The sequence below is a fragment of the Pedobacter nyackensis genome (assembly GCF_032678475.1).
In the GTDB taxonomy this organism is placed as follows: domain Bacteria; phylum Bacteroidota; class Bacteroidia; order Sphingobacteriales; family Sphingobacteriaceae; genus Pedobacter; species Pedobacter nyackensis_A.
In genome coordinates this window covers 239,210-260,164 of the sequence record NZ_JAVTSF010000005.1, presented here as the reverse complement: position 1 = coordinate 260,164, position 20,955 = coordinate 239,210, and the positions used below count along the sequence as shown (strand labels likewise).

Genomic DNA, 20,955 nt, shown 5'->3' with positions numbered 1-20,955 from the left:
TTTAAATAAATTAAAAACTAAGTTCAAGGCCTAGTGTCCAGGTCATGTTGATCGGATATCTCACACCACCTCCCGAAGAACCCAGTTCCGGGTCCCACATTTTGATGTTGTCCCAAACGGCGAGGTTGTTACCTTGTACGTAAATCCGTGCATTTCTCATCGCTAGTTTTTTCATGGTTTTGCTATCAATTACGTACCCGAATTCCAAATTCTTAAGCCTGATGAAGTTGGCACTTTTGTACCACCAGGTACTGGCAAAAGTATTGTGCTGGAAGTTTGTTGTGTGCAGGCGTGGCAAGAGTACATTCTGGTCGTCCGGATTTCGGCTGCTCCAGTGATTCATGGCATCCTGACGGGCGGAACTGGTTTGACCTAACCTGAAAGGCATAATGCTACTTATACTCATAGACGCATTGGCCACTCCCTGGAAGAATATGCCCGCATAAAAACCTTTATAGTCCGCATTTAGTCCAAAGCCATAAACCCATTCCGGGACTTCTGAATAATAACCGTGGTCATAAGTGCGGTCATAATCATCAATTTTGCCGTCTCCACTTAAATCAAGGTATTTGACATCACCCGGAGCAACACCTGCGCTCGGTTTGGGTAAGCCATCTTTCAAGGTATAGGTTTTTCCACCATTTGTATTTGGTGTGATGATAAAGTCTTCATTTTTATATAGCCCATCGGCGATATATAAGAGAGGTGTGTTCAAACTTTGTCCGGTATAACGTTGATAATCATAACGTGGACTTACCTCATCATATTCTATTACCTTATTTTTTGCATAGGTAAGGTTACCTCTAAAATTCAACGTTACATCATTAATTTTCTGTTTGATGATCACATTACCATCCAGCCCCTTGTTGGTCACTTTACCAAAGTTCTGCCATGGTGTCTGCCTAAAACCGGTTACGGCACTTACCGTTTTACGTTGCATCAGAATATCCCGGCGGTCATTTCTAAAGACGTCGACGCTCATATCTATTCGTCCCCCCAACAAGCCTAAATCAAGGCCTATATTCTTTTTCTCTTCTACTTCCCAGGATAGGTAAGGCGCTGCAAAAGCGGCTTCAATAATACCGGCACCCGGACTATTGGTAGGTCCTCCGTTTGCGCCTACATTGAATCCAAAGTTATAACCGCTGCCACCACTATTTAACGAGCCTCTGTAGGGGAACCTGCTTCCTCCGACATTATCGTTCCCTGTAAGGCCGTAAGATGCACGGAATTTGAGTTTACTGATCACATTTTCAGTTGCTTTCATGAATTTTTCATTACTCACATACCAGGCGACACCTACTGCGGGGAATATTCCATAACGATAACCTTTTGCGAAGTTTTCACTACCTGTCAGACCAAAACTACCCTCGGCCATATACCGGTTGTCGTACCCATAGGAAACACGCGCCACCACACTTTGTTTTTTAAAAGGAAGACCACTTCCCTGCAACTGATTTTCTTTTTGCATATAAAGTAAGAGACCAGAAACATCATGAAGATTGTTGAAAAGGCGTTTATAATTTAATGACCCTTCCAGATAAACCCGCTTTTCACCACCACTTCCTTGGCCGCTAGGGTCTTTCAGGTCTGGAGAACCTTCATTTACCTGAAGAAACTCTTTTTCGTTTTTGTCGTTTAATATGAGCCTGTACGAGGTCGGTGTCTTACTTCGTAGTGTAGCCGAGTTATAATCTGCGTCAAAACTTCCGATCAGTTTTAAGCTCAAACCTTGCGTGACGATATCTAACCTTTGATTTAAGGCCACCTTGGATTGAATGGAAGCGTTCCATTGTTTTTGGTATCCGGATTCATTTAGCTTGTTATAAGGGTTTCCCGTTTCTCCATTATAAATAGAGGGTTCGGAGAATTTGCCATCAGAGAAGCGTAGTGGGAAAATATGTGGAGCAAAGTCAAACATGGATCCAAAGATTTCGTCGGTGGGTTTGCCGGGATAGCTGGCATCTGTGTATTGCCCACTCATATCAATGGATAGATCTGTTGTTTTTGTAACGTTAATGTCAATGTTAGAACGGAGATTGTAACGGCTTAGGCCAATATTGGCATCATATTTATCGATGGCTTTTGAGTCGAAAATGCCATTCTCATTGTAGAAAGCGCTTGATAGAAAGTACTTGACCCGCTCTGAACCACCTCTTAAATTCAATGTGACACGCTTATTCTGAGTGTTGTCTTTCATCAGGCTTAAAAAATCGGCATTGGGATATAGATCCGGATCTACTCCTGAACGATATAAATCCAGAACTTGTGGAGAGAAAGGGGCTGTAAAATTTGCAGGATTTCCCGCTACCTCCCAAACCGCGTCATTGTACAATGACAGGTAATCATAGGAGTTCAACAATTGCGGCATACGTGTTGATTTAACCATGCTGTATTCGGATCGGACATCTAAAGTTGGCTTTTGCGTCGCACCCCGTTTGGTAGTGATCAGAACTACGCCATTGGCTCCCTCTGCTCCATAGACCGCAGTAGCTGCGGCATCTTTAAGTACTGAAAAAGACTCAATTTCATCAACAGTGACGTCGTTCATATTTCGGGGTACACCATCAACCAATACTAAAGGCCTGGTTCCTCCGGCAAAAGAACTGACCCCACGGATCCAGAAATCTGAATTGTCTTTCCCAGGCTCACCAGAACGTTGAACGGCCAATACTCCTGCAATCTGGCCCGCGAGATTATTTGATAAGCTTCGTGTTGGCATGGATAGTTCCTTGGAGGAAATGGTATTGAGGGCTGACACTACGCTTGTTTTCTTTTGTTGTCCATATCCAACGACTACCACATCCTCCAGGTTGTTATTCGTATCGGTCATACGCACGTTAATAGTCCCTGATTTAGATACTTTTCGCTCTTCGTTGTTGTAGCCAACATATCTGAATTCTAATATGGCATTGGGAGAAACTTTTATGTTATATTTCCCCTCACTGTTAGATGTAGTACGGTTGTCTGTACCTTTTTCAAGGACAATAACTCCTACCAGTGGGCCTCCATTTGCGTCGGTAATCAGACCCGTAATGGTATCTTTTTGTTGTAAAATTATTAATGACTTAGAACTGACACTTTCTACTGACGATGCTGTAGCAATATTGGGTAAAGCAATCACCAAATTCAGTAGTAATACTGTACATAAGGTGAGTACATGACTTGACATTTTTTTTATAAAAAAAGTTATTTCTTTCATTTTGGTTTGTTTAGAAAATTTCATGTGATAATATCTTCTAGCGCTCTTCGGATGAAGAGATAGCTGATACTATTCTGGTTTATAAAAATTAGGAGAGATGTATTTTATACTACCATAGGCGTTCTGATTAAAGGTTTATAATTTGGTTAGTAAGCGCTCAATGAAAGTGGCGGTAAAAGGCATAGGTAGCCCTATACATTGAGAATCAAATGTGCATAGAAATGCCATTTACGACATCCGTAATTATCCTTATTAAGTCCGTAATTGTCCTTTTTTGTTATTTAGGAGGGGTTTGTTGCCTAAACTGTGTTGGCGTAAGGCCTTTGGTCTGTTTGAATAGGGTACTGAAATAACGTGGGTATTCGAAGCCGACCCGGTCCGATATTTCGGCAATTGTCATTGAGGTTTCGACAAGTAATTTCGCTGCCATTTCTATTCTCAACAAGTTGATGTAATCATTTACACCGAGATTGGTTAATGCTTTCAGTTTTGTATAAAGTGGAGAACGGCTCATGGCCATTTGGTCTGTAAGGAAGGTTACATTTAATTCTATGTTCGAGATATTATCAATTATTAATTTGTTAAGTTTTAGTAAAAACTGTTCGTCGCTATTCGTTATTTGCGCAAGAGAAGTATCTGTGTCTAACACGCGAACAAAAGTTTCCCGGTATTTTTGTTTTAATGATTCCCTATTCTGAAGCTGACTACTAAGCATGCTTTGCAATAGGTCTACGTCGAATGGTTTAGGAAGATAGGCATCGGCCCCAATTTTATAACCTTTAGTTGTGTTTACTACATCACCAAGTGCGGTGAGCAGTACGACTGGTATATGTCTTGTGTGCTCATTATCTTTGATTTTGTGGCACAGTTCATATCCATTAAAGATAGGCATCATGATATCGCTAACCACAATATCTGGCGTGTATCTGGCGACAAGTTCCCAGGCATCTTCTCCATTTTCTGCTGAATAGATCTTTTTAAAGAATTCTTTGAGCGAATTAACGAGGAACTTCCTAAGTTCATCATTATCTTCTGCTATCACTACTGTATAAGATTGTGTATTAAAATTTGCTTTTTCAAGAGCATCTGTAATGGGAAGTGTTAAAGTGTTATAAAAGGAAGTATGATCTTCTTCAATAAATACTATTTCATTTTCAACAGGATGATATGGTAGTTCAAAATAGAACGTAGCTCCTTTTTGTCCCATATTCTTAAATGCCCCTATGGTACCACCATGTTTTTCAATTAAGATTTTGCTGTAAAATAACCCGATCCCAGTGCCTAGTTTATTATGATTACCTTGATAATACCTGGTAAAAAGCTTATCGAGATCTACATTCTCCAGCCCGATGCCCTGATCTGAAATGCTAACATGTACGCAATTGTTTTGAAGCTGACTTGATATTTCTATTTGAGTGTTTTCCGGACTAAATTTCAGCGCATTCATTAAAAAATTAGAAAGCACAACTTCACATTTTATATCATCGAATTCTACTGTTTCAATATGCTCATCCAGTCTATATATAAGGGAGATGTTTTTGTCTCGAAATTCTTGTTTAAATTCTTCCGCTATCGAATAAATCCATTCGTTTAACCTGTGTTTTCTTTTATTTAATGGATTTTCATCACTACTTATTCTATTTACGTCAAGTGTCATGTTTACAATGTTTTTCATTTTGCTTGCAAAGCTATAAGCACTCATCAGATGACTTTTTAAGGCGGTCTGATTTTTTTCCTCTTTATCGATTGTATCGAGGGCTTTTTTTAGCGGGGAATAAATCAATGTAAGCGGAGTACGTAATTCATGACTAATATTTAGCAGAAACTGAATTTTTTCCTGATTCACCTTTTGGATCTTTTCACTCATTTTCCATTTCATCTGATTTTCTCTTCTGCGAACAAAACCCAGCACCGACCAGAATAGAATTCCAAATAAGAGCAGAAGCACAGCTATTACAAAGCGCCAGTCTTTATACCAAGGAGGGCTAACAGAGAAGTTTAAAATTTGAGCCGCCGGACTCCATGTTCCATTACTCGTATAATAAGATGCCTGGATGGTATATCTTCCCGGTGATAATAAGTTCAAAGGGATGGTAGGTTCGTAGGACTCCATAGTGAAAGCTTCATTTTGTCCATTTTTTAACACTATATATTTGAACCTACTTTTTCTAAATGTATTTTCTCCAGTTATTCTGACCCTTATTTGTAGCAACTTATAATCCCAGGGAACTGAGATCTCCGAATTGTCTTCATCCCTCATGGAGATGCCGTTTAATACTACATCGGTTAAGAGAATTTTATCATAAGGAATGTTTGAATTTGAAATGGTTTCTTTGTTGATTCTTACCAGGCCACGTATTCCTCCTAAATATATATATTTACCATACGAAGGAGGACTTTGCATATTTGACATCCCATTGGGTAAGAAATTTTCTGAATCATACCAGATAACAAATTTGTTTTCCTTAGGATTATAAGAAAACAGCATGTTCTGTGATCCGATCCAGATACGCTCTTCACTTTCCACCTGAATAGCAGTTACATCTTTAAATAATTTGGTTTCTATGTTTTCATATCGTTTAGTAGCAGGATTTAACCGTCTTAATCCCTGATCGGTACCTATCCAGAATATACCACTTTTGTCCCTGCTTACTACTTTTACCTGCTCTTTATCATTCACTGTGAAAAAAGATGAAACACTTTCAGATTTTAAATCTCCCTCCATCAACCTGTTGCCCTGGACAAAATGGATTTTTTTTTCAGCGATATCAATTAATTGTAAGACAGATAAAAATCTCGGATTTTCTTTAGTTTTTAAAGGAGAGAACCTTTTAGTTTGTTTATCGTAGAAATATGCTTTTTCAGCAAGAAATAGAATTTTATCATTTGGTAATTCATAGATTAATTGTAAATGACCAGACTGAGATTTAAGAAAATTGACTAACGAGCTGTCTTTAATAAATGGTGTACATTTTCCGGTTGATTTATTAAATAAGTATACACCTTTATCATACAAGGAAATGAGCAGTTCAGATTTAGAATACTCAATCATAGAAACTATTTTCTCCTTATAAGTAGAAGCGTAATGAGTGAAAATTCCATCCTTCGGATTATATCGGTTTATCCCTCCGCCGTCTGTTCCTATCCAGATAATTCCATCTTTGCCCTGAAACAAACTGATTACTGTTTTATTGCTTAGTCCATATGTCTTACCGAAAGGCACGTCTGCATAAGTACGGACAGATTCTTCTCTAATCTCAAAAGCTCCGTCACGAACACTTCCGGCCCAGATATTCTGATATTGATCTTTGTGTAGACATACGATGGCATTAGAAGGCATTGAATTTTTGTCGCCAGGTGTGTAGGCTAAAGAAGAAATTGTAAATGCATCATCTGTATCTAAAATGTTTATGCCCCCTCCATCAGTGGCTATCCACAATTTCCCGTCTTTTTCGACCATGTCGAGAACCACATCGTGCGTAAGGTAGGAGTTTTTTGAGGTTAAATGTTTTAAGTGTTTGCCTTTAGCATTATAAATATGAATACCCTTTCCATATGAAGATAAGTAAAGGTTTTTCTGGGTATCCAGATGTGAAGATGTAATTCCGCCATCTACAAATTCTGGGTAAACAGACTTTTTAAGGATACGACGCTGATAATCGTACTCATAAATTTCTGTGTTATCCAGGATGAGTAATAATATTCCTTTCTTCCACTCATAGATCGCATTAATGGAAGGATAAATTCCTTTAGATTTTATAGAAATCTTCTTAAATGTCCCATTTTTAAATTCGTAAAGATGATCTCCCCCAAAAAAGATACGATCGTCTGTGCTATAAAAGGAATTTACATGTACTTGCTTGTCCGAAAGGGGAGGAATAAAAAAGTCTCCAAACCGATCGTACCTGACTAATCCATTTGTGGTAGATACCCATATATTGCCTTTGTCATCCTCAGCTATGAAACGAATGTAACTGCTGGGTAGCGAGAATTTTTCTCCTTGTTTACTAAAGTAATTTCTAACTTGTTGTCCGTCGTATCGGTTTAATCCCGATACCGTACCTATCCATAAAGATCCTTTACGATCGTGTAAAATAGAGACTACGTCAGAATGAGACAATCCTTTGTCTACAGATAATGGCCAAAAGCTATAGTCAATGTCGTTAGCGTACAAGCTATCCAGATGCAGAAATAAACAGGCAAAAAGGATGAATCGTTTAAGCATGATTGAACTATAATATAAAATATATGAGGTTGTTTTATAAAGTGTGTAAGTTAAATATTTCCAAAAGCTATTTAAACAGGTTTGATTAAAAGTGTGGTCAATAGGATCTAATAATTGAAATAAATAAAACATTATGCACACTTTTTTTATTTGTATATCAAATACCAATTAATCGTTTATTATACATTAAGTTGATTATGAAAAAAACAGGACTCTATTTGTCATTTTTAGCAGTGCCTTTAGCATTTAGTTGCAACCAGACCGGTAACAAAAGCTCAGATCTGAAAGATACTTTAAGTTCGCTTAGCCCTGCTGTAGCTAGTGAAAAATGTTTTGTAGCGGTAGATGAGCGGGATACGGCTAAATTAACCCTTCATGAAACTGATAATGGTAAGATTACCGGGCACCTGGTTATTAATTATTTAGACAAGGGAAAGAACGACGGAGAAATATCCGGGGCTTATAAAGGGGATACTTTATTTGTTGATTATACTTTCAAAATTGGGACAACCAATAAAGTTTTTTACAAAAATCCCCTGGCTTTTTTAAAGAAAGAAGGTAAATTGGTATTGGGTGTTGGGCAAATAGAAACGAGTATGGGTAAGTCTTATTTTGTGAAAGGAAAGCCAATTAGTTTTGAAAAGGGAAGGTTTACGTTTGTTCCCACTGACTGCGCGAAATAACGGAACAGTACTTTGCTTAATAAAGGTTGTATGGAAAGGTGTGTCCGTACAACCTTTTTTTATCAGATCAGGATCTCATGATCGATGCTGAAATCTGTTTGCCGGAGAACTTTGTTTTATACAATACAAACATGAGTGTAGCGAGCAGTCCGATTAACCCCGCGATGCAAACAGCTAATCTTGGACCAAATGCATGTGCCCCCCAGCCAATCAGTAAACTCCCAATTGGAATCATACCCTGGTAAGCCATCACATAATAACTAATCGCCCTTCCTCTCATTTCAGGTGCCGCATGTGTTTGAATATAGGTGTTGATAGCAGATGTCTGGGCCATCATTCCCAGTCCACTGAGCGTCATGAAAACAAGTGCCAGTGGTAGTATGGAAGAATACGAGAGGAGGACTAGACTAAAGCCGAAGATTCCACTTGCAATAATTGTAATCTTCATCAATGGCTTCGCTGATTTTAAATTTGCCAGGTACATGGCGCTGATCATAGAGCCTAACCCCGCTGCACTTTCAAACCAGCTAAAAGTGCCGGCGTTACCCCTAAAAAGATCTTTGGCAAAAATCGGCATCAGTGTATTAAAAGGAATTACAAATAGGCTGCTGATGCCTATCATCACAATCATACTGCTCAGTTCTTTATCTCCAGAAATGTATTTGAAACCTTCTTCAAGTTCTGTCCAGATACTCTTTTGTCCATGTGGTATAACCGCTAAGTTTAATCTCATCATGAGCAGGCAAATCAGCACAGGTATATAGCTCACAAAGTTGCCTACAAAACAAAAGTCTTCACCAAAAGTACTCAGGATAACACCAGCAATTGCTGGCCCTACTATACGGGCCAGGTTTGCCATGGTTGAATTCAGTGCAATCGCATTAGGTAAATCTGCTTTATCCTCTACCATTTCAACCATTAGCGATTGACGGCAAGTTACATCGAAGGCATTAATGATACCCTGAAGTAAGCTTAAGCCGATAATAACAGGGATGTTGTAAAATTTAAAAAATATGATTGCAGCAAGTGCACCAGCTTGCGCCATTGAGACCACCTGGGTAATCAACAGTATTTTGTATTTGTTATGCCTGTCTATTAAGCTACCTGCATATGGCGACAAGATTAAAGAGGGGATAAGACTTACAAAACCTACGAGGCCCAGTAGCATGGCCGAGTCGGTCAACCTATAAACTAACCAGCTTACCGCCGTCTTCTGCATCCAGGTCCCTATAAGAGAAATAGATTGTCCGTAAAAGAAGAGTTTGAAATTGCGGTACTTTAATGATCTGAACATAGGTGTTTTTTTATTACGATGCTGCGATACAAATCTCGGGATAAGAATTAAAGTGGTAAAATTGATTGTTTTAATGATATTGATTAGTTTTAACGATTGAATGTTGAGATGAAATGGAAATACGACAAATCAATTATTTTATAAAAGCGGCCGAAATGCTGCATTTTACAGAAGCAGCTGCAGCCTGTTTTGTTACGCAATCGACCCTTTCGCAGCAAATTAAACAGCTGGAAGAAGAGTTAGGTATGTTGTTGTTCGACAGGATAGGGAAGCATGTACATTTAACTGAAGCTGGCGGTGTGTTTTTGAACCATGCCCGGCAGATTATGCTGGATGTAAAAAAATCTAAACAGGCGATTTTCGAATTAAATAATCTGGTTATCGGGGATTTGAAAATAGGGGTTACGTCTGCATTTAGTTCTGTATTACTGCCCGCACTGGCCCCTTTTTCGGCTAAATATCCGGGAATTAAAATCGTTGTGGAATATGGCACAGCGGCGGAGCTTGAACATAAACTTAAACAATCTGAGCTCGATGTACTTCTGGCTTTTCATGAACAGTCGGATAGTGACGATACGAGTCTTGAGATGGAGCACCTTTTTTCATCAAGGATCATGATGGTGGTATCAAAGCATCATCCACTTGCGGGCCTCAAAAAGATTTCTCTGGCTAATCTTGCAAGGATAGAACTCTGCTTACCGAGCAAAGGTTTTAGCTCGAGGGATTTATTGGATGAATTGTTCCGTAAAGCTAATCTTTCTCCATTGATAAAAATTGAGTTGAACAATATACATTCGCTGTTATCGCTGGTTGATAATGGGAGTTGGGCTACGATCCTTAATGAAAAGGCACTTATTACCTGGGATAACCTCGTGGCAATACCCATATCCGGCAAGGAATATTATAAACAAGCCTTTATCTTATGGCAAAAAGGAGGGTACAGGAAAAAGTCTGCAACCTTATTTGTTGATGAACTGATCAAAACCCTATTAATATAGATAGTTAGTTGATAAACTATTCTGGTAGAAAACCTATATTTACCTTAAGCGCTAGTTATATTATGAAGAAGATCCTTTCGATTGATGGTGGAGGAATAAGAGGTATTATTCCCGGAATGATTTTAGTTGCACTGGAAGAAAAGCTGAAACGTGAGAGTAAAAATCCGGATGCGGCAATTGTTGATTATTTTGATTTTTTTGCAGGCACCAGTACTGGCGGAATTCTTACGTCCTTGCTGTTATGCCCATCAGAGATAGATCCTTCAAGGCCAAAGTTTTCTGCTAAGGCTGCACTGGATTTATACCTGGAACACGGAAACGAGATTTTTAAAATGAGCTTCTTTAAAAGGCTCAGAGCAAAATTTGGACTTGCTGGGGAAAGATATAACAGTGCTATTTTTGAAGGTGTATTAACCACCTATTTCGGAGAAAGTAAACTGAGCCAGCTCATTAAGCCGTGTATCATTAGCGCATATAACATTGAGTTGAGAAAAACCCATTTTTTCAGACAGCAATCGGCAATTGCAAGAGGTGATACGCGTGATTTTTATTTAAAGGATGTTTGTCGTGCTACATCAGCAGCTCCGACTTATTTTAGTGTGGCAGAAATTCATTCTCTGGCTAATGTTCGCTATCCTTTGCTCGATGGAGGTGTATTTGCGACTAATCCCGCACTTAGTGGATTAATAGAAGTGACCCGGGCATTTAATCAAACTCGTATAAACGATATATTTCTGGTGTCCTTAGGTACAGGAAGATCAAGAAGGTCTTATGACTATGATCATTTTAAGAAAAGTAGCGCCATGGCCATTGTGCCAGCGATACTTGACATTATGATGAGTGGTGTGGCGGAAACCAGTGATTTCTTTCTGCAACAGCTGTTTCATTCGGCAGGTAAAACGGAAAACTATATCCGTATTGAACCGAATAGCCTGGAAAGTATAAAAGAAGGCCTGGATGCGGCAAGCCCTACTAATATTGAAAAATTAGTAGCACTTGGAGATAGAACTGTTAGTGAAAACGAAGCTCGTATCACGAAGCTTGCAAGATTGCTGATTGAAGAGCAAAAACAGTCTGGAAATAAAAAATGGGATTTTTTAAAAGCCGTGAGGTCATTAGGCTCTTTGTAAGCAAATTGTAGCATACTTTTTGTTTTTATTACTTGATGGGCATTAAAACAAGATTATTGCCGTTTTAGGAGTAACAAAGATGAGTAATACACCCCAGAGAAGTTTTTTTCAGGCTATAAAAGGAAAAGTCATTATTGCTTTACTATTGGGTTGTTGTGCCTTGTTTATGGCCTGGGGGGTAAGTAAAGTCGCATTTAAGGAAATGCTCGCTACTGTCGAGAATATTACGGCACCCAGTGAAAGACTGAGGGTTGTAAATGCCATCTCACGACAAATAGGTAATCTCGATCAATTGCAGAAAAAGCAGGCTTTTAATGATCCCGGTAATTACAATAAACTATTTAAAGAATCCGGGCAATTACGTCTGGTACTGGATACCTTAGCTACATTATATGCAGATGATTCTATTCAGCTGAACAGGATTGTAACGATCAAAAAACTCCTGGGAAAAAGGGACAAACAATTTATAAATTACTTAAAGGTAAGAGAGCGATTGATCAACAACAAGTCGTTTTCAAAACAGGTTAAAAACCTTAGTGCAATTGTGGTTCGAAGTGCGGAACAGGCTGATAGTACCATTGTTGCTACAGAACAGAAGACGTCAACTACTACCATTTATCCCACAGAAGAAAAGCCAAAAGGTTTTTTTAACAAGCTGTTTGGTAAAAAGAAAAATAATGACCCGGATAATGCTTTTAAGATTGTTAACGAAGAAAGTGTAAAAAGGGACACGATTGCTTTGTCGGCTGAAGACCGTATGACTAAAAATCTTGAACAGTCCTTAAAAGTTATTGAAAAAGAGCAGCGTATTAAAAATGAGAGTTTTTTAAACATGGAAGCGCTCTTAACCGATGCAAATAATTTGCTGGTTAGCCAGATGCTGGATGTTTTAAGGAAAGTAGAGAGTGAGGTTGTAGCCCAAATAGAGTTGAACGGGATTCAGGCAAAAAATGTGGTAAACACAGGTATAAATACCATCAGCATTATTATGCTCGTGTTTTTCTTTTTAACGGTATTATTGCTGTATTTCATTTTAACAGATATTACCCGAAGTAATAAATACAGGCTGGAGCTGGAAAAGGCTAAAGATGAAGCTGAATATCATGGCATGGCTAAACAGAGATTTCTGTCCAATATGAGCCATGAAATCAGAACACCGCTACAATCTATCATTGGTTATTCAGAAATTATAAGAAATCAGGAGCATCCCCAACAAAAAGATATTGAGGCTATATATCTTTCATCTGGTCATTTGTTGCAGATTGTAAACGAGGTGCTGGATTATAACCGAATCATATCCGGCAAGTTTACTTTTTCCGAAAAAGCATTTGACATGAGACAACTTTTAAACGAAGTGGTGTCCGTAATGCAGGCGCAGGCCGAAAAGAAAGCACTTAATCTAGTTGCTGAATTTGATCTTCAGGGTTTGACATTTGTTGAAGGGGACCCTTTTAGGCTTAAACAGATCTTGTTTAATCTACTCGGAAATGCCATCAAGTTTACTGTTGAAGGGACGGTAACACTTTCTGCTTTTTATAAAAGACAAGGGGATCTGTTTCATTTTACTTTTATGGTAAAAGATACCGGAATTGGAATGACTGAAGCTGAAAGTGCCCACATTTTTAATGAGTTTGAACAGATCAATACACTGGAGAATGAAGAAGTAAATAAAGCCGGCGCAGGCTTGGGTTTAACGATCATTAAATCACTAATTGAGCAGCAGGGTGGAAGGGTATATGTAAAAAGTAAAAAAGATGAGGGGAGTGTTTTTACAGTTTACCTTACCCTCAAAACAACAGTATCACCGCTAGGTGAAAATACTATCGATATTCCTGATTTGAAAAACTTAAAGGTTTGGGTAGTAGACGATGATAAACTGATACTGGACCTATGTCAAATCATATTTCAAAAGCATGAAGTTGATGCGCGATTCTTTAATGCCCCTTCACAATTGCTGGGTGCATATTGGGATGAAGATGTGCGGTATGTATTGATGGATATGCGTATGCCTGAAATGAATGGTATAACACTTTGCAGGTTGTTAAGGGAAAAGGTTGGAGATAAGGTGACTATTGTTGCGATTACAGCGCAGGTGTTGCCAGATGAGCGTGAATTTCTGTTGAACAATGGTTTTGATGGTTTGATCATGAAACCGTTTAAAGAGGCCGAACTCTTAGCGTTGTTTAATAAAGAAACATCAGAAGTGAAAACTGAAGGGGAAAAACCGGAGATGGCAGACCTGGATTTAACCAATTTAAAAAAGATGACTTTTAATGATGAAGCTCAGTTGCAACGCATTTTGCTAAGGTTTTCGGAAGACAGTTTGAATGATAGTCAGGAAATTGAAGAAGCAATTCTCGAAAATGATTCAGATCAATTGAGGTTGCTTTTACACCGAATGGCAGGACGTATTGCACAGGTAGGAGCAAGAAAGCTTGCTTCTGCATTTAGGCTTATCGAAATAGAACTTGCATCAACTGGCTTAGATCAGGATAAAACAGACCGTATACGGAGGTTGTTGAAAGAAGTAACAGCACTTTTGTCCCTTATTGAGCAATAGACTTAAAAGACTATTCTATGTCGTAACGCTCCATTTTACTGTACAGGGTCTTCCTGTCAATATTTAGTAGTTTTGCAGCTTTTGATTTATTGTATTTGACTTTAATGAGCGTTTCAATAATCACAGCCTTTTCATTTACTTCATTAATCACTTTCAGATCAGAGGTGTTTGGCCTTGGTGTTTGGTTCACGGAAATAATCATCTCTTCAGGAAGCGAATCTACATCTGCCGTATCAGAGGGGGTCAATAAGACCATCCGCTTGATCACGTTCTTTAATTCTCTAAGGTTACCCGGCCAATCGTATTGTAATAAAAGGTCTTTGGCCTGTGTAGAGATGTGCTGTACGTTTCTTTGAAGCTTCAGGTTCGAAAGTTTTATAAAATGGTTGATAAACAAGTCAATATCTTTACCTCTTTCCCTTAAAGCGGGGAGCTGTATTTTAAATTCATTAAGGCGGTGATAAAGGTCTTCTCTGAAAGACCCATTAGCTACACTGGTTTTCAGATCGTCGTTTGTAGCAGTAATAATCCTTACATCGACTTTAATTGTTTTGGTGCTGCCGATGGGTTGTATAACCCGCTCCTGAATTGCCCTCAGCATTTTAACCTGAACTTCATAACTCAAATTGCCTACTTCATCTAAAAACAAAGTACCTCCGTTGGCTGCTTCAAACTGTCCTTTTTTATCCGTCAGGGCTCCTGTAAAAGCACCTTTTACATGTCCAAACAATTCACTTGCTGCAAGTTCTTTTGATAAGGCCCCACAATCAATAGCAACAAAAGGCCGGTCACTTCGCTTGCTTTGCATATGCAATGCCCTTGCAGCATATTCTTTTCCCGTGCCACTTTCGCCTTGTATAATCACCGACATATCAGTAGGCGCTACAAGGTTAATGTGTTCATATAGTTTATCGGCAATAGCACTCTTTCCTTTTATTGCATCGGCATGTTCAACAGATTTTCCAGGATCAGATGCTCCCTTTTTACCTAACGCATTTTTTATAAGCATTAGCAGTTCGTCTGGATTAACAGGTTTTGTAATGTAATCAAAAGCACCTAACTGTATTGATTTTACAGCAGTCCTGACGTCATTAAAGCTGGTCATAATAATGACTGGTTGCATAGCGCCTTTTTTTAGGATATGCGAAAGAATATCTAGTCCTGTGCCATCGGGTAAGCGATAGTCTATCAACAGCAAATCAAAGTTTTGCTCATCGGTTATCTTAAAAGCTTTTTTTACATCATTAACAACATGCGGTTCATGGCCATGTTTTGCTAGAAAGCCTTCCAGTACCTGAGAAAAAGTGGTGTCGTCTTCAATGATGAGTATTTTTGCCATAGGATTTCGCTAGAGAATATAGCAAAAATACGAAAGCCGGATGAAATCCGGCTTTTGTAAGGTGTTAAATTGTTATTTAATTAAGGAATATAGGGACTATTCAATAACTACACCATCTTTTCCAATTTTTAAAGAAGCAGTTTCTTCTTGTTTTTTAACATCAACCTGATAATATTCAGATTTGTCTGCTTTTGTCACAAGGAATGCTGCGGTAGGAATCCATTCTTTATACTTGTCTGATGATAGGGTAGTTTTAACTGCATCCGGAAGGTCTTTCACTTCAACCGGAGTTTTAGTTACACTGTCTTGCAACGTGCTAATTACAACTGGAACTTTGATTTCGCTTGCTTTTACTGTGGTTAATCCTGCAAATGCCAGGAATGCTGCTGATAAAATGATCTTTTTCATAGTTATAAATTTTAAATTCTATTCTCAATTAGTTACGGTAAGATATAATACAGAATGGTGCCATAAATAGTGTTTCTGGGTAATTTATTTGTTTTCAGTGTTTTGTGGTCTTGGTTGCCCGCGGAAACTGTAGACTTATTCCACAATGTGTAGAGAGATGAAGCATTAAAAGACAGCGATCTGGCAATGGGGTAAATAAACTGTCAAACCGCAAATTTTGTATAAATGCGTAAATCTTTTCTTAGCTTTGCTAGTATGCTGTCAAAGAAAACGAAATATGCAATAAAGGCACTGGTTGCTCTTGGCAAGAATAGAGAAAATCCTCCTATGCAAATAGTGAGGCTGGCAGAGCAGGAAATGATACCCAGGAAGTTTCTGGAGCAAATACTGCTGGATATGCGGAATGCAGGCTACTTATATAGTAAGAAAGGTGCAGGGGGGGGATATAGTTTGAATAAAGATCCAAATGAAATTTATCTGGCTGATATACTCCGGATTACAGATGGCCCCATTGCGATGGTTCCATGTGCCAGTTTAAAATTTTATCGTAAATGTGATGAATGCCATGATGAGCTAACTTGTGGAATTAGAAAAACATTTATTGATGTAAGAGATGCAACTTTAAAAGTACTTGCTCAAACCACTATTGCAGATGTGATTGCCAGGGAAACTGATGATACATTAGTCACTTAATAGTATACGAGGTAAAACGATACTTTTATAACATTTTTTATACACGATCGCCGTAATGAAATAAATTCATTGCGGCGATCGTTTTTATGACATTGTCATTTTATTTCGGGTGATATTGACTTATCGCTCCGTACGATGATGCTTATAAATTTAATTAACTTTGGTCAAAATTTTGAAAACTATGAATAAGAATAACCTGAATTTTTTCTGCGGTAGGGGATTATGTGTGGCTTTTTTAGCAGCTATGCCTTTTGTGTCATTTGCTCAGAAACCTAACTGGCAGAATCTGGATTTGAAAGCAGATTCTACATTTGGTATCAGCACAGAAAAAGCTTATAATGAATTGTTAAAAGGAAAGAAATCTGTACCGGTAATAGTTGCTGTATTGGATGGTGGTGTTGATATTGAGCATGAGGACTTAAAGCCTGTAGTTTGGTTAAATAAAAAAGAAAAGCCGGGAAACGGGAAAGATGACGATAAGAATGGTTATATAGATGATGTACATGGATGGAACTTCTTAGGTTCGTCGAAGGGATCAATTAACTACGAGACTTTGGAGTTAACGCGTTTGGTAAGAAGAGACAATGCCAGATTTGCAAATTCAGATGCGACTTCGGTAAAAGCAGATGATCTTCCCGCTTTCGAAGCTTATCAGAAAAATAAAGCGGCACTTGAGCAAGAACTGGCTGAAGCAAAAGTTGGTTATGAGCGTTTTTCAGGTATTAAAAATGCTATCGATGCAGTTGTAAAGAAAATCGGAAAAGAGAAACCCACAAGAGAAGATTTTCAGGCATTTAAACCTGCTGACGACATGGAAACCAATATTCAGAGAATTATGGTTGGCCAGTTAAAAAATACCAGCTTTGATGAGTTCTATACCAGTCAGATTGAACCTGCTTACGATCATTATAAAAACCAGGTTGAATATAATCTAAATGTTGATTTTGATCCACGTGGTATCGTCGGAGATGATCCAAATAATAGTAAAGAACGTTTCTATGGAAACAATGATGTAGCGGGTCCAGATGCGAAACATGGTTCACACGTAGCAGGAATTATTGGAGCAGTACGTACAAATGATCTTGGTATACAGGGGGTAGCCAATAACGTTGTCATTATGGGCGTGAGAAACACACCGAATGGTGACGAACGCGATAAAGATGTTGCTAATGGTATCCGTTATGCGGTTGATAACGGTGCTAAAGTAATCAATATGAGTTTCGGAAAATCTTATTCTTGGGATAAAGCAATCGTGGATGAGGCTGTTAAATATGCAGTCTCAAAAGATGTATTATTGATCCATGCTGCAGGTAATGACAATAAAGACCTTGAAGTAGAGTCTAATTTCCCTGACCCGGAATATGTAGGTGGTGGTAAAGCTGCTACATGGATTACTGTTGGTGCTTCTGCATGGACAAACGATGGTAAGATAAAAGCTAACTTTTCTAACTACGGAAAAACAAAAGTTGATGTTTTTGCACCGGGTGTAGATATCAACTCAACAGTTCCAGGATCGAAATATGAAAAATTAAGTGGTACAAGTATGGCGGCTCCTGTAGTAGCAGGATTGGCAGCTCTTATTCGTTCTTATTATCCTAAATTAAAGGCCGTAGAGGTGAAGGATATCATTCTTAAATCTGTAGTTAAAGTTAATCAGTCAGTAGAGATTAAAACTGAAACAGATACTAAAACTGTTCCTTTCTCAGATTTATGTGTTACCGGTGGTATTGTAAACGCATATGATGCGTTGAAATTGGCAGCTGAGTACAAAAAATAAGTAATTTCACTAAATGAAAAAATCCCTTTTGATTATACATCAAAAGGGATTTTTTCATTTAGCGATTTTTAAAGTCTGTGAATTCAGTTGGCAGGGCGAAAATCCTGGCGGGAATATTATGATCATCCATAAAACATAAACGTTCATACTTGTATTCATTTACTTTGACAATGTCGTTTAAATCCGCATAAAGAGATATCACCAGATTATAAATAAGTATGCAGTTTAAATTCAAATGATTTCTCTTAAAGAGGTGGATGCAATCATCGCAGTATTCGCTGGCCAGCAGGTATTCTCCTTTGTTTCTAAGCTGATAAGCCTGTGTCATTTTTAGAATGGATTCGGCATTTTGTGTGGCTTTAAACCTGTTTTTATTTTCATGAATATGAACAAGAATTTTTATCAATTGATCTGTCTTTTTACCAGGCTTTATTCTGGATTTAGATAAAGCAAGTATGTTCATGAACAATATTGTAAAGGCAGAACGTTTTTTAAATTCCTGCGGATGTGATTTAATGATGAGGTCTATAATCTTAATGGTGTCCTCATCTGATCCATAAAATAAATTGAGTACAATGGTCAGCAGATAGATAATTCCCTGCTTTGTATTAAGTGCTTTTTCCCGGCCTAAAAATGGATATTGAAAATGCTCTATCTGGGCAAGAAACAATGGGTTTTCAGTCGGTGTATTGGTCAGTTTTGAATAAACTAACTTTATCACTTCATAAGGATTTAACTCCCAGTCACTACAATCCAGCGCCCGTATCGATTGCATACGAACATTGATTTTTTCCTCGTCCAGACTCAACATATCCAAAATAGCGAGTAGCGACTGATAGATTACCTGATGTTCATTGGAATCCGAAATATCCGACATGACCTCGATTGCTTCTTTATATGAAGAATCTACAAAGTCAAAATGCATCATTTCTTCTATAATCTTGTCGTGGATATTACACTCCTTTAATAGCAAAGTAGTATCAGCACTATATCTGGATCTGTATTTTAAATTTTCTGCAATAAAGAGAATTAAATAGTTGTGTTCTTTTTGATTTAGCGGTAAATCAAAAATGCTGAACAGGGCTTTCAGATCACCGATACGTATGATGAAACGGAGTGCCCATTGTATCAGCTGAAAGCGGATACTTTCATTTTCGTATTGAGTTTGTACATGTTGAAAAAACTTTTGATCAACCTGTAAATGAAAAATTTCAAGAAGCTCTATAAACAGAAAGTACTCAAAAATGTGTGAATGTATAAAACGGACAAATTCCCGGGGATGATAGTTTTCATATCGTTTTTCTTCCATGATTATTCCATCGGAAAGCAGTTCCATGTATGCATTTTTGAATGCTGCTAATTCTCCGATTAGACTATCCTTAGGAACGGAAGTTCCATCTTTACCATAATTTGTAAGCTGGATTATTTTTTTAAGGAAGAGTATCTTTTCTGTATAGTAATTGGAACGGTATATATTTTCCTGAATAAATCTCGATATCAATTCATGGAAAGTAATGTTTGTTGAATAATTGAATGTAGGATCCTCTTCTTTTAGCTGATGGTACAATTGAATATGAAAAGGGAATTTTAGTTGCGCCTTGAGTTTTGGGTTAATTTCCTTAACATTCTCCCCACCAATATTAGATATGATCTGGTCAACCTCTTTCTCAGTAAGGGGTGGAACATTTGAAATTTCTGTATGATTAAAGTAGTTACCTGTAAACCATTTTGTTCTCAAATAAGCTGAATGCCTGATCAGATCATAGAAACGCGTCCAATTGGTAGAACGCATGCTTAATACCAATTTAATTGAATCTAAGTGTTCTATTGCACAGATAAAATTAATAATGCTCTCAAATAGCTGTTTCTTTAATTCTTTTTTAAGTGTAAGTTCTGAGAAACCATCCAGAAAAATAACAAACTTGCCTTTAGTCTGCTGATAATTTTCTTCGATATAATTTAGCAGACTATCCTTTTTGGGGATGTTAAGCAGGGCCTTGAGCTGATCCTCAAAATTGAGCAAAATATTTTCCGTGTTGAAAAAGCTATAGGCTTGCAAAAACAATACTGAGGAATCCTTATAAATAGGGCTGGCGCTGTTGAAAAACTTTTCTACAACGTGGCTTAACAGAATTGTTTTTCCATAACCTGGTTGAGAAATGAATGCAGTAAAGCTATAGTCACTTTTAAAGAATTCATCAAAATCATGTTCAGCAAATTTTCTGCTGATGGTCATCTGGTAAGGCATGCCTGATCGGTTCTTGATACCTTTTAGGGTAAAGTCCGTGATCTTGGCTACTTTATATTTTACATCATTCCAGGTTGCAGGTACGTTGCTGATATGACTAACAGCCGAAGGCCAGTTTTCCAGATTTTCTCCGTTTACATATTCTGAGAGGGTAGTGATGGTGAATTTAGAAAAATTATGTTTTACAACAGCAAATCCAAACAACCGTTTAATAGTGGTTTCACTAACGTTCTTATTTAATGTCCTACTGATTTCAATCGATATCCTTTTGCAATCAGCCGGAGTAATCGTCCTAATTCCTGTTTTAATTAGGATTAATCCTTTGAGTTCATTTAAGATAGATACTTCATCCATACACTTTATAAGTGAGCGTTAAAAAAATCAACTAAACGAATGTA

Annotated in this window: 12 protein-coding genes; 6 read left to right on the top strand and 6 right to left on the bottom strand. The window is 37.9% G+C overall.

Translation table 11 applies throughout. The features are described from left to right. Positions 1-10: 10 nt before the first annotated feature. Both R2Q84_RS17415 and R2Q84_RS17410 read right to left on the bottom strand, forming a co-directional pair. A complete protein-coding gene (locus R2Q84_RS17415; protein WP_316817859.1) occupies positions 11-3,202 on the bottom strand; it encodes a TonB-dependent receptor in 3,192 nt (1,063 codons plus the stop codon). A 277-nt stretch (positions 3,203-3,479) separates the two neighbouring features. Further along, the gene (locus R2Q84_RS17410) at positions 3,480-7,427 is read right to left on the bottom strand and encodes a two-component regulator propeller domain-containing protein (protein WP_316817858.1); all 3,948 of its coding nucleotides are present in this window, start codon (positions 7,425-7,427) and stop codon (positions 3,480-3,482) included. 197 nt (positions 7,428-7,624) lie between these two features. Here R2Q84_RS17410 and R2Q84_RS17405 point away from each other — a divergent pair, with 197 nt between their 5' ends. Continuing rightward, positions 7,625-8,110: a hypothetical protein gene (locus tag R2Q84_RS17405; protein WP_316817857.1), complete on the top strand. Its 486-nt coding sequence runs from the start codon at positions 7,625-7,627 to the stop codon at positions 8,108-8,110. A 67-nt stretch (positions 8,111-8,177) separates the two neighbouring features. Here R2Q84_RS17405 and R2Q84_RS17400 read toward each other — a convergent pair whose 3' ends face one another. Further along, positions 8,178-9,404: an MFS transporter gene (locus R2Q84_RS17400; RefSeq protein WP_316817856.1), complete on the bottom strand. Its 1,227-nt coding sequence runs from the start codon at positions 9,402-9,404 to the stop codon at positions 8,178-8,180. Between the two features lie 113 nt (positions 9,405-9,517). Between R2Q84_RS17400 and R2Q84_RS17395 the strand changes: the two genes are divergently transcribed. From R2Q84_RS17395 to R2Q84_RS17385, 3 genes are all read left to right on the top strand, one after another. Continuing rightward, positions 9,518-10,402, top strand: coding sequence for a LysR substrate-binding domain-containing protein (locus tag R2Q84_RS17395; protein WP_316817855.1), 885 nt, complete (start codon positions 9,518-9,520; stop codon positions 10,400-10,402). A gap of 62 nt (positions 10,403-10,464) precedes the next feature. Further along, positions 10,465-11,532: a patatin-like phospholipase family protein gene (locus tag R2Q84_RS17390; protein ID WP_316817854.1), complete on the top strand. Its 1,068-nt coding sequence runs from the start codon at positions 10,465-10,467 to the stop codon at positions 11,530-11,532. 79 nt (positions 11,533-11,611) lie between these two features. Continuing rightward, complete coding sequence (locus R2Q84_RS17385) at positions 11,612-14,092, top strand: ATP-binding protein (RefSeq protein WP_316817853.1); 2,481 nt, start codon at positions 11,612-11,614, stop codon at positions 14,090-14,092. Positions 14,093-14,102: 10 nt separating this feature from the next. Here the strand turns inward: R2Q84_RS17385 and R2Q84_RS17380 are convergent, their stop codons facing one another. Beyond that, positions 14,103-15,431, bottom strand: coding sequence for a sigma-54 dependent transcriptional regulator (locus R2Q84_RS17380; RefSeq protein ID WP_316817852.1), 1,329 nt, complete (start codon positions 15,429-15,431; stop codon positions 14,103-14,105). Positions 15,432-15,527: 96 nt separating this feature from the next. Next, positions 15,528-15,839: a hypothetical protein gene (locus R2Q84_RS17375; RefSeq protein ID WP_316817851.1), complete on the bottom strand. Its 312-nt coding sequence runs from the start codon at positions 15,837-15,839 to the stop codon at positions 15,528-15,530. Between the two features lie 255 nt (positions 15,840-16,094). Between R2Q84_RS17375 and R2Q84_RS17370 the strand changes: the two genes are divergently transcribed. Continuing rightward, positions 16,095-16,532: an Rrf2 family transcriptional regulator gene (locus tag R2Q84_RS17370; protein ID WP_316818027.1), complete on the top strand. Its 438-nt coding sequence runs from the start codon at positions 16,095-16,097 to the stop codon at positions 16,530-16,532. Between the two features lie 181 nt (positions 16,533-16,713). Beyond that, a complete protein-coding gene (locus R2Q84_RS17365) occupies positions 16,714-18,309 on the top strand; it encodes a S8 family peptidase (RefSeq protein ID WP_316817850.1) in 1,596 nt (531 codons plus the stop codon). 58 nt (positions 18,310-18,367) lie between these two features. Here the strand turns inward: R2Q84_RS17365 and R2Q84_RS17360 are convergent, their stop codons facing one another. Beyond that, the gene (locus R2Q84_RS17360) at positions 18,368-20,911 is read right to left on the bottom strand and encodes an NACHT domain-containing protein (RefSeq protein WP_316817849.1); all 2,544 of its coding nucleotides are present in this window, start codon (positions 20,909-20,911) and stop codon (positions 18,368-18,370) included. Positions 20,912-20,955: the final 44 nt, after the last annotated feature.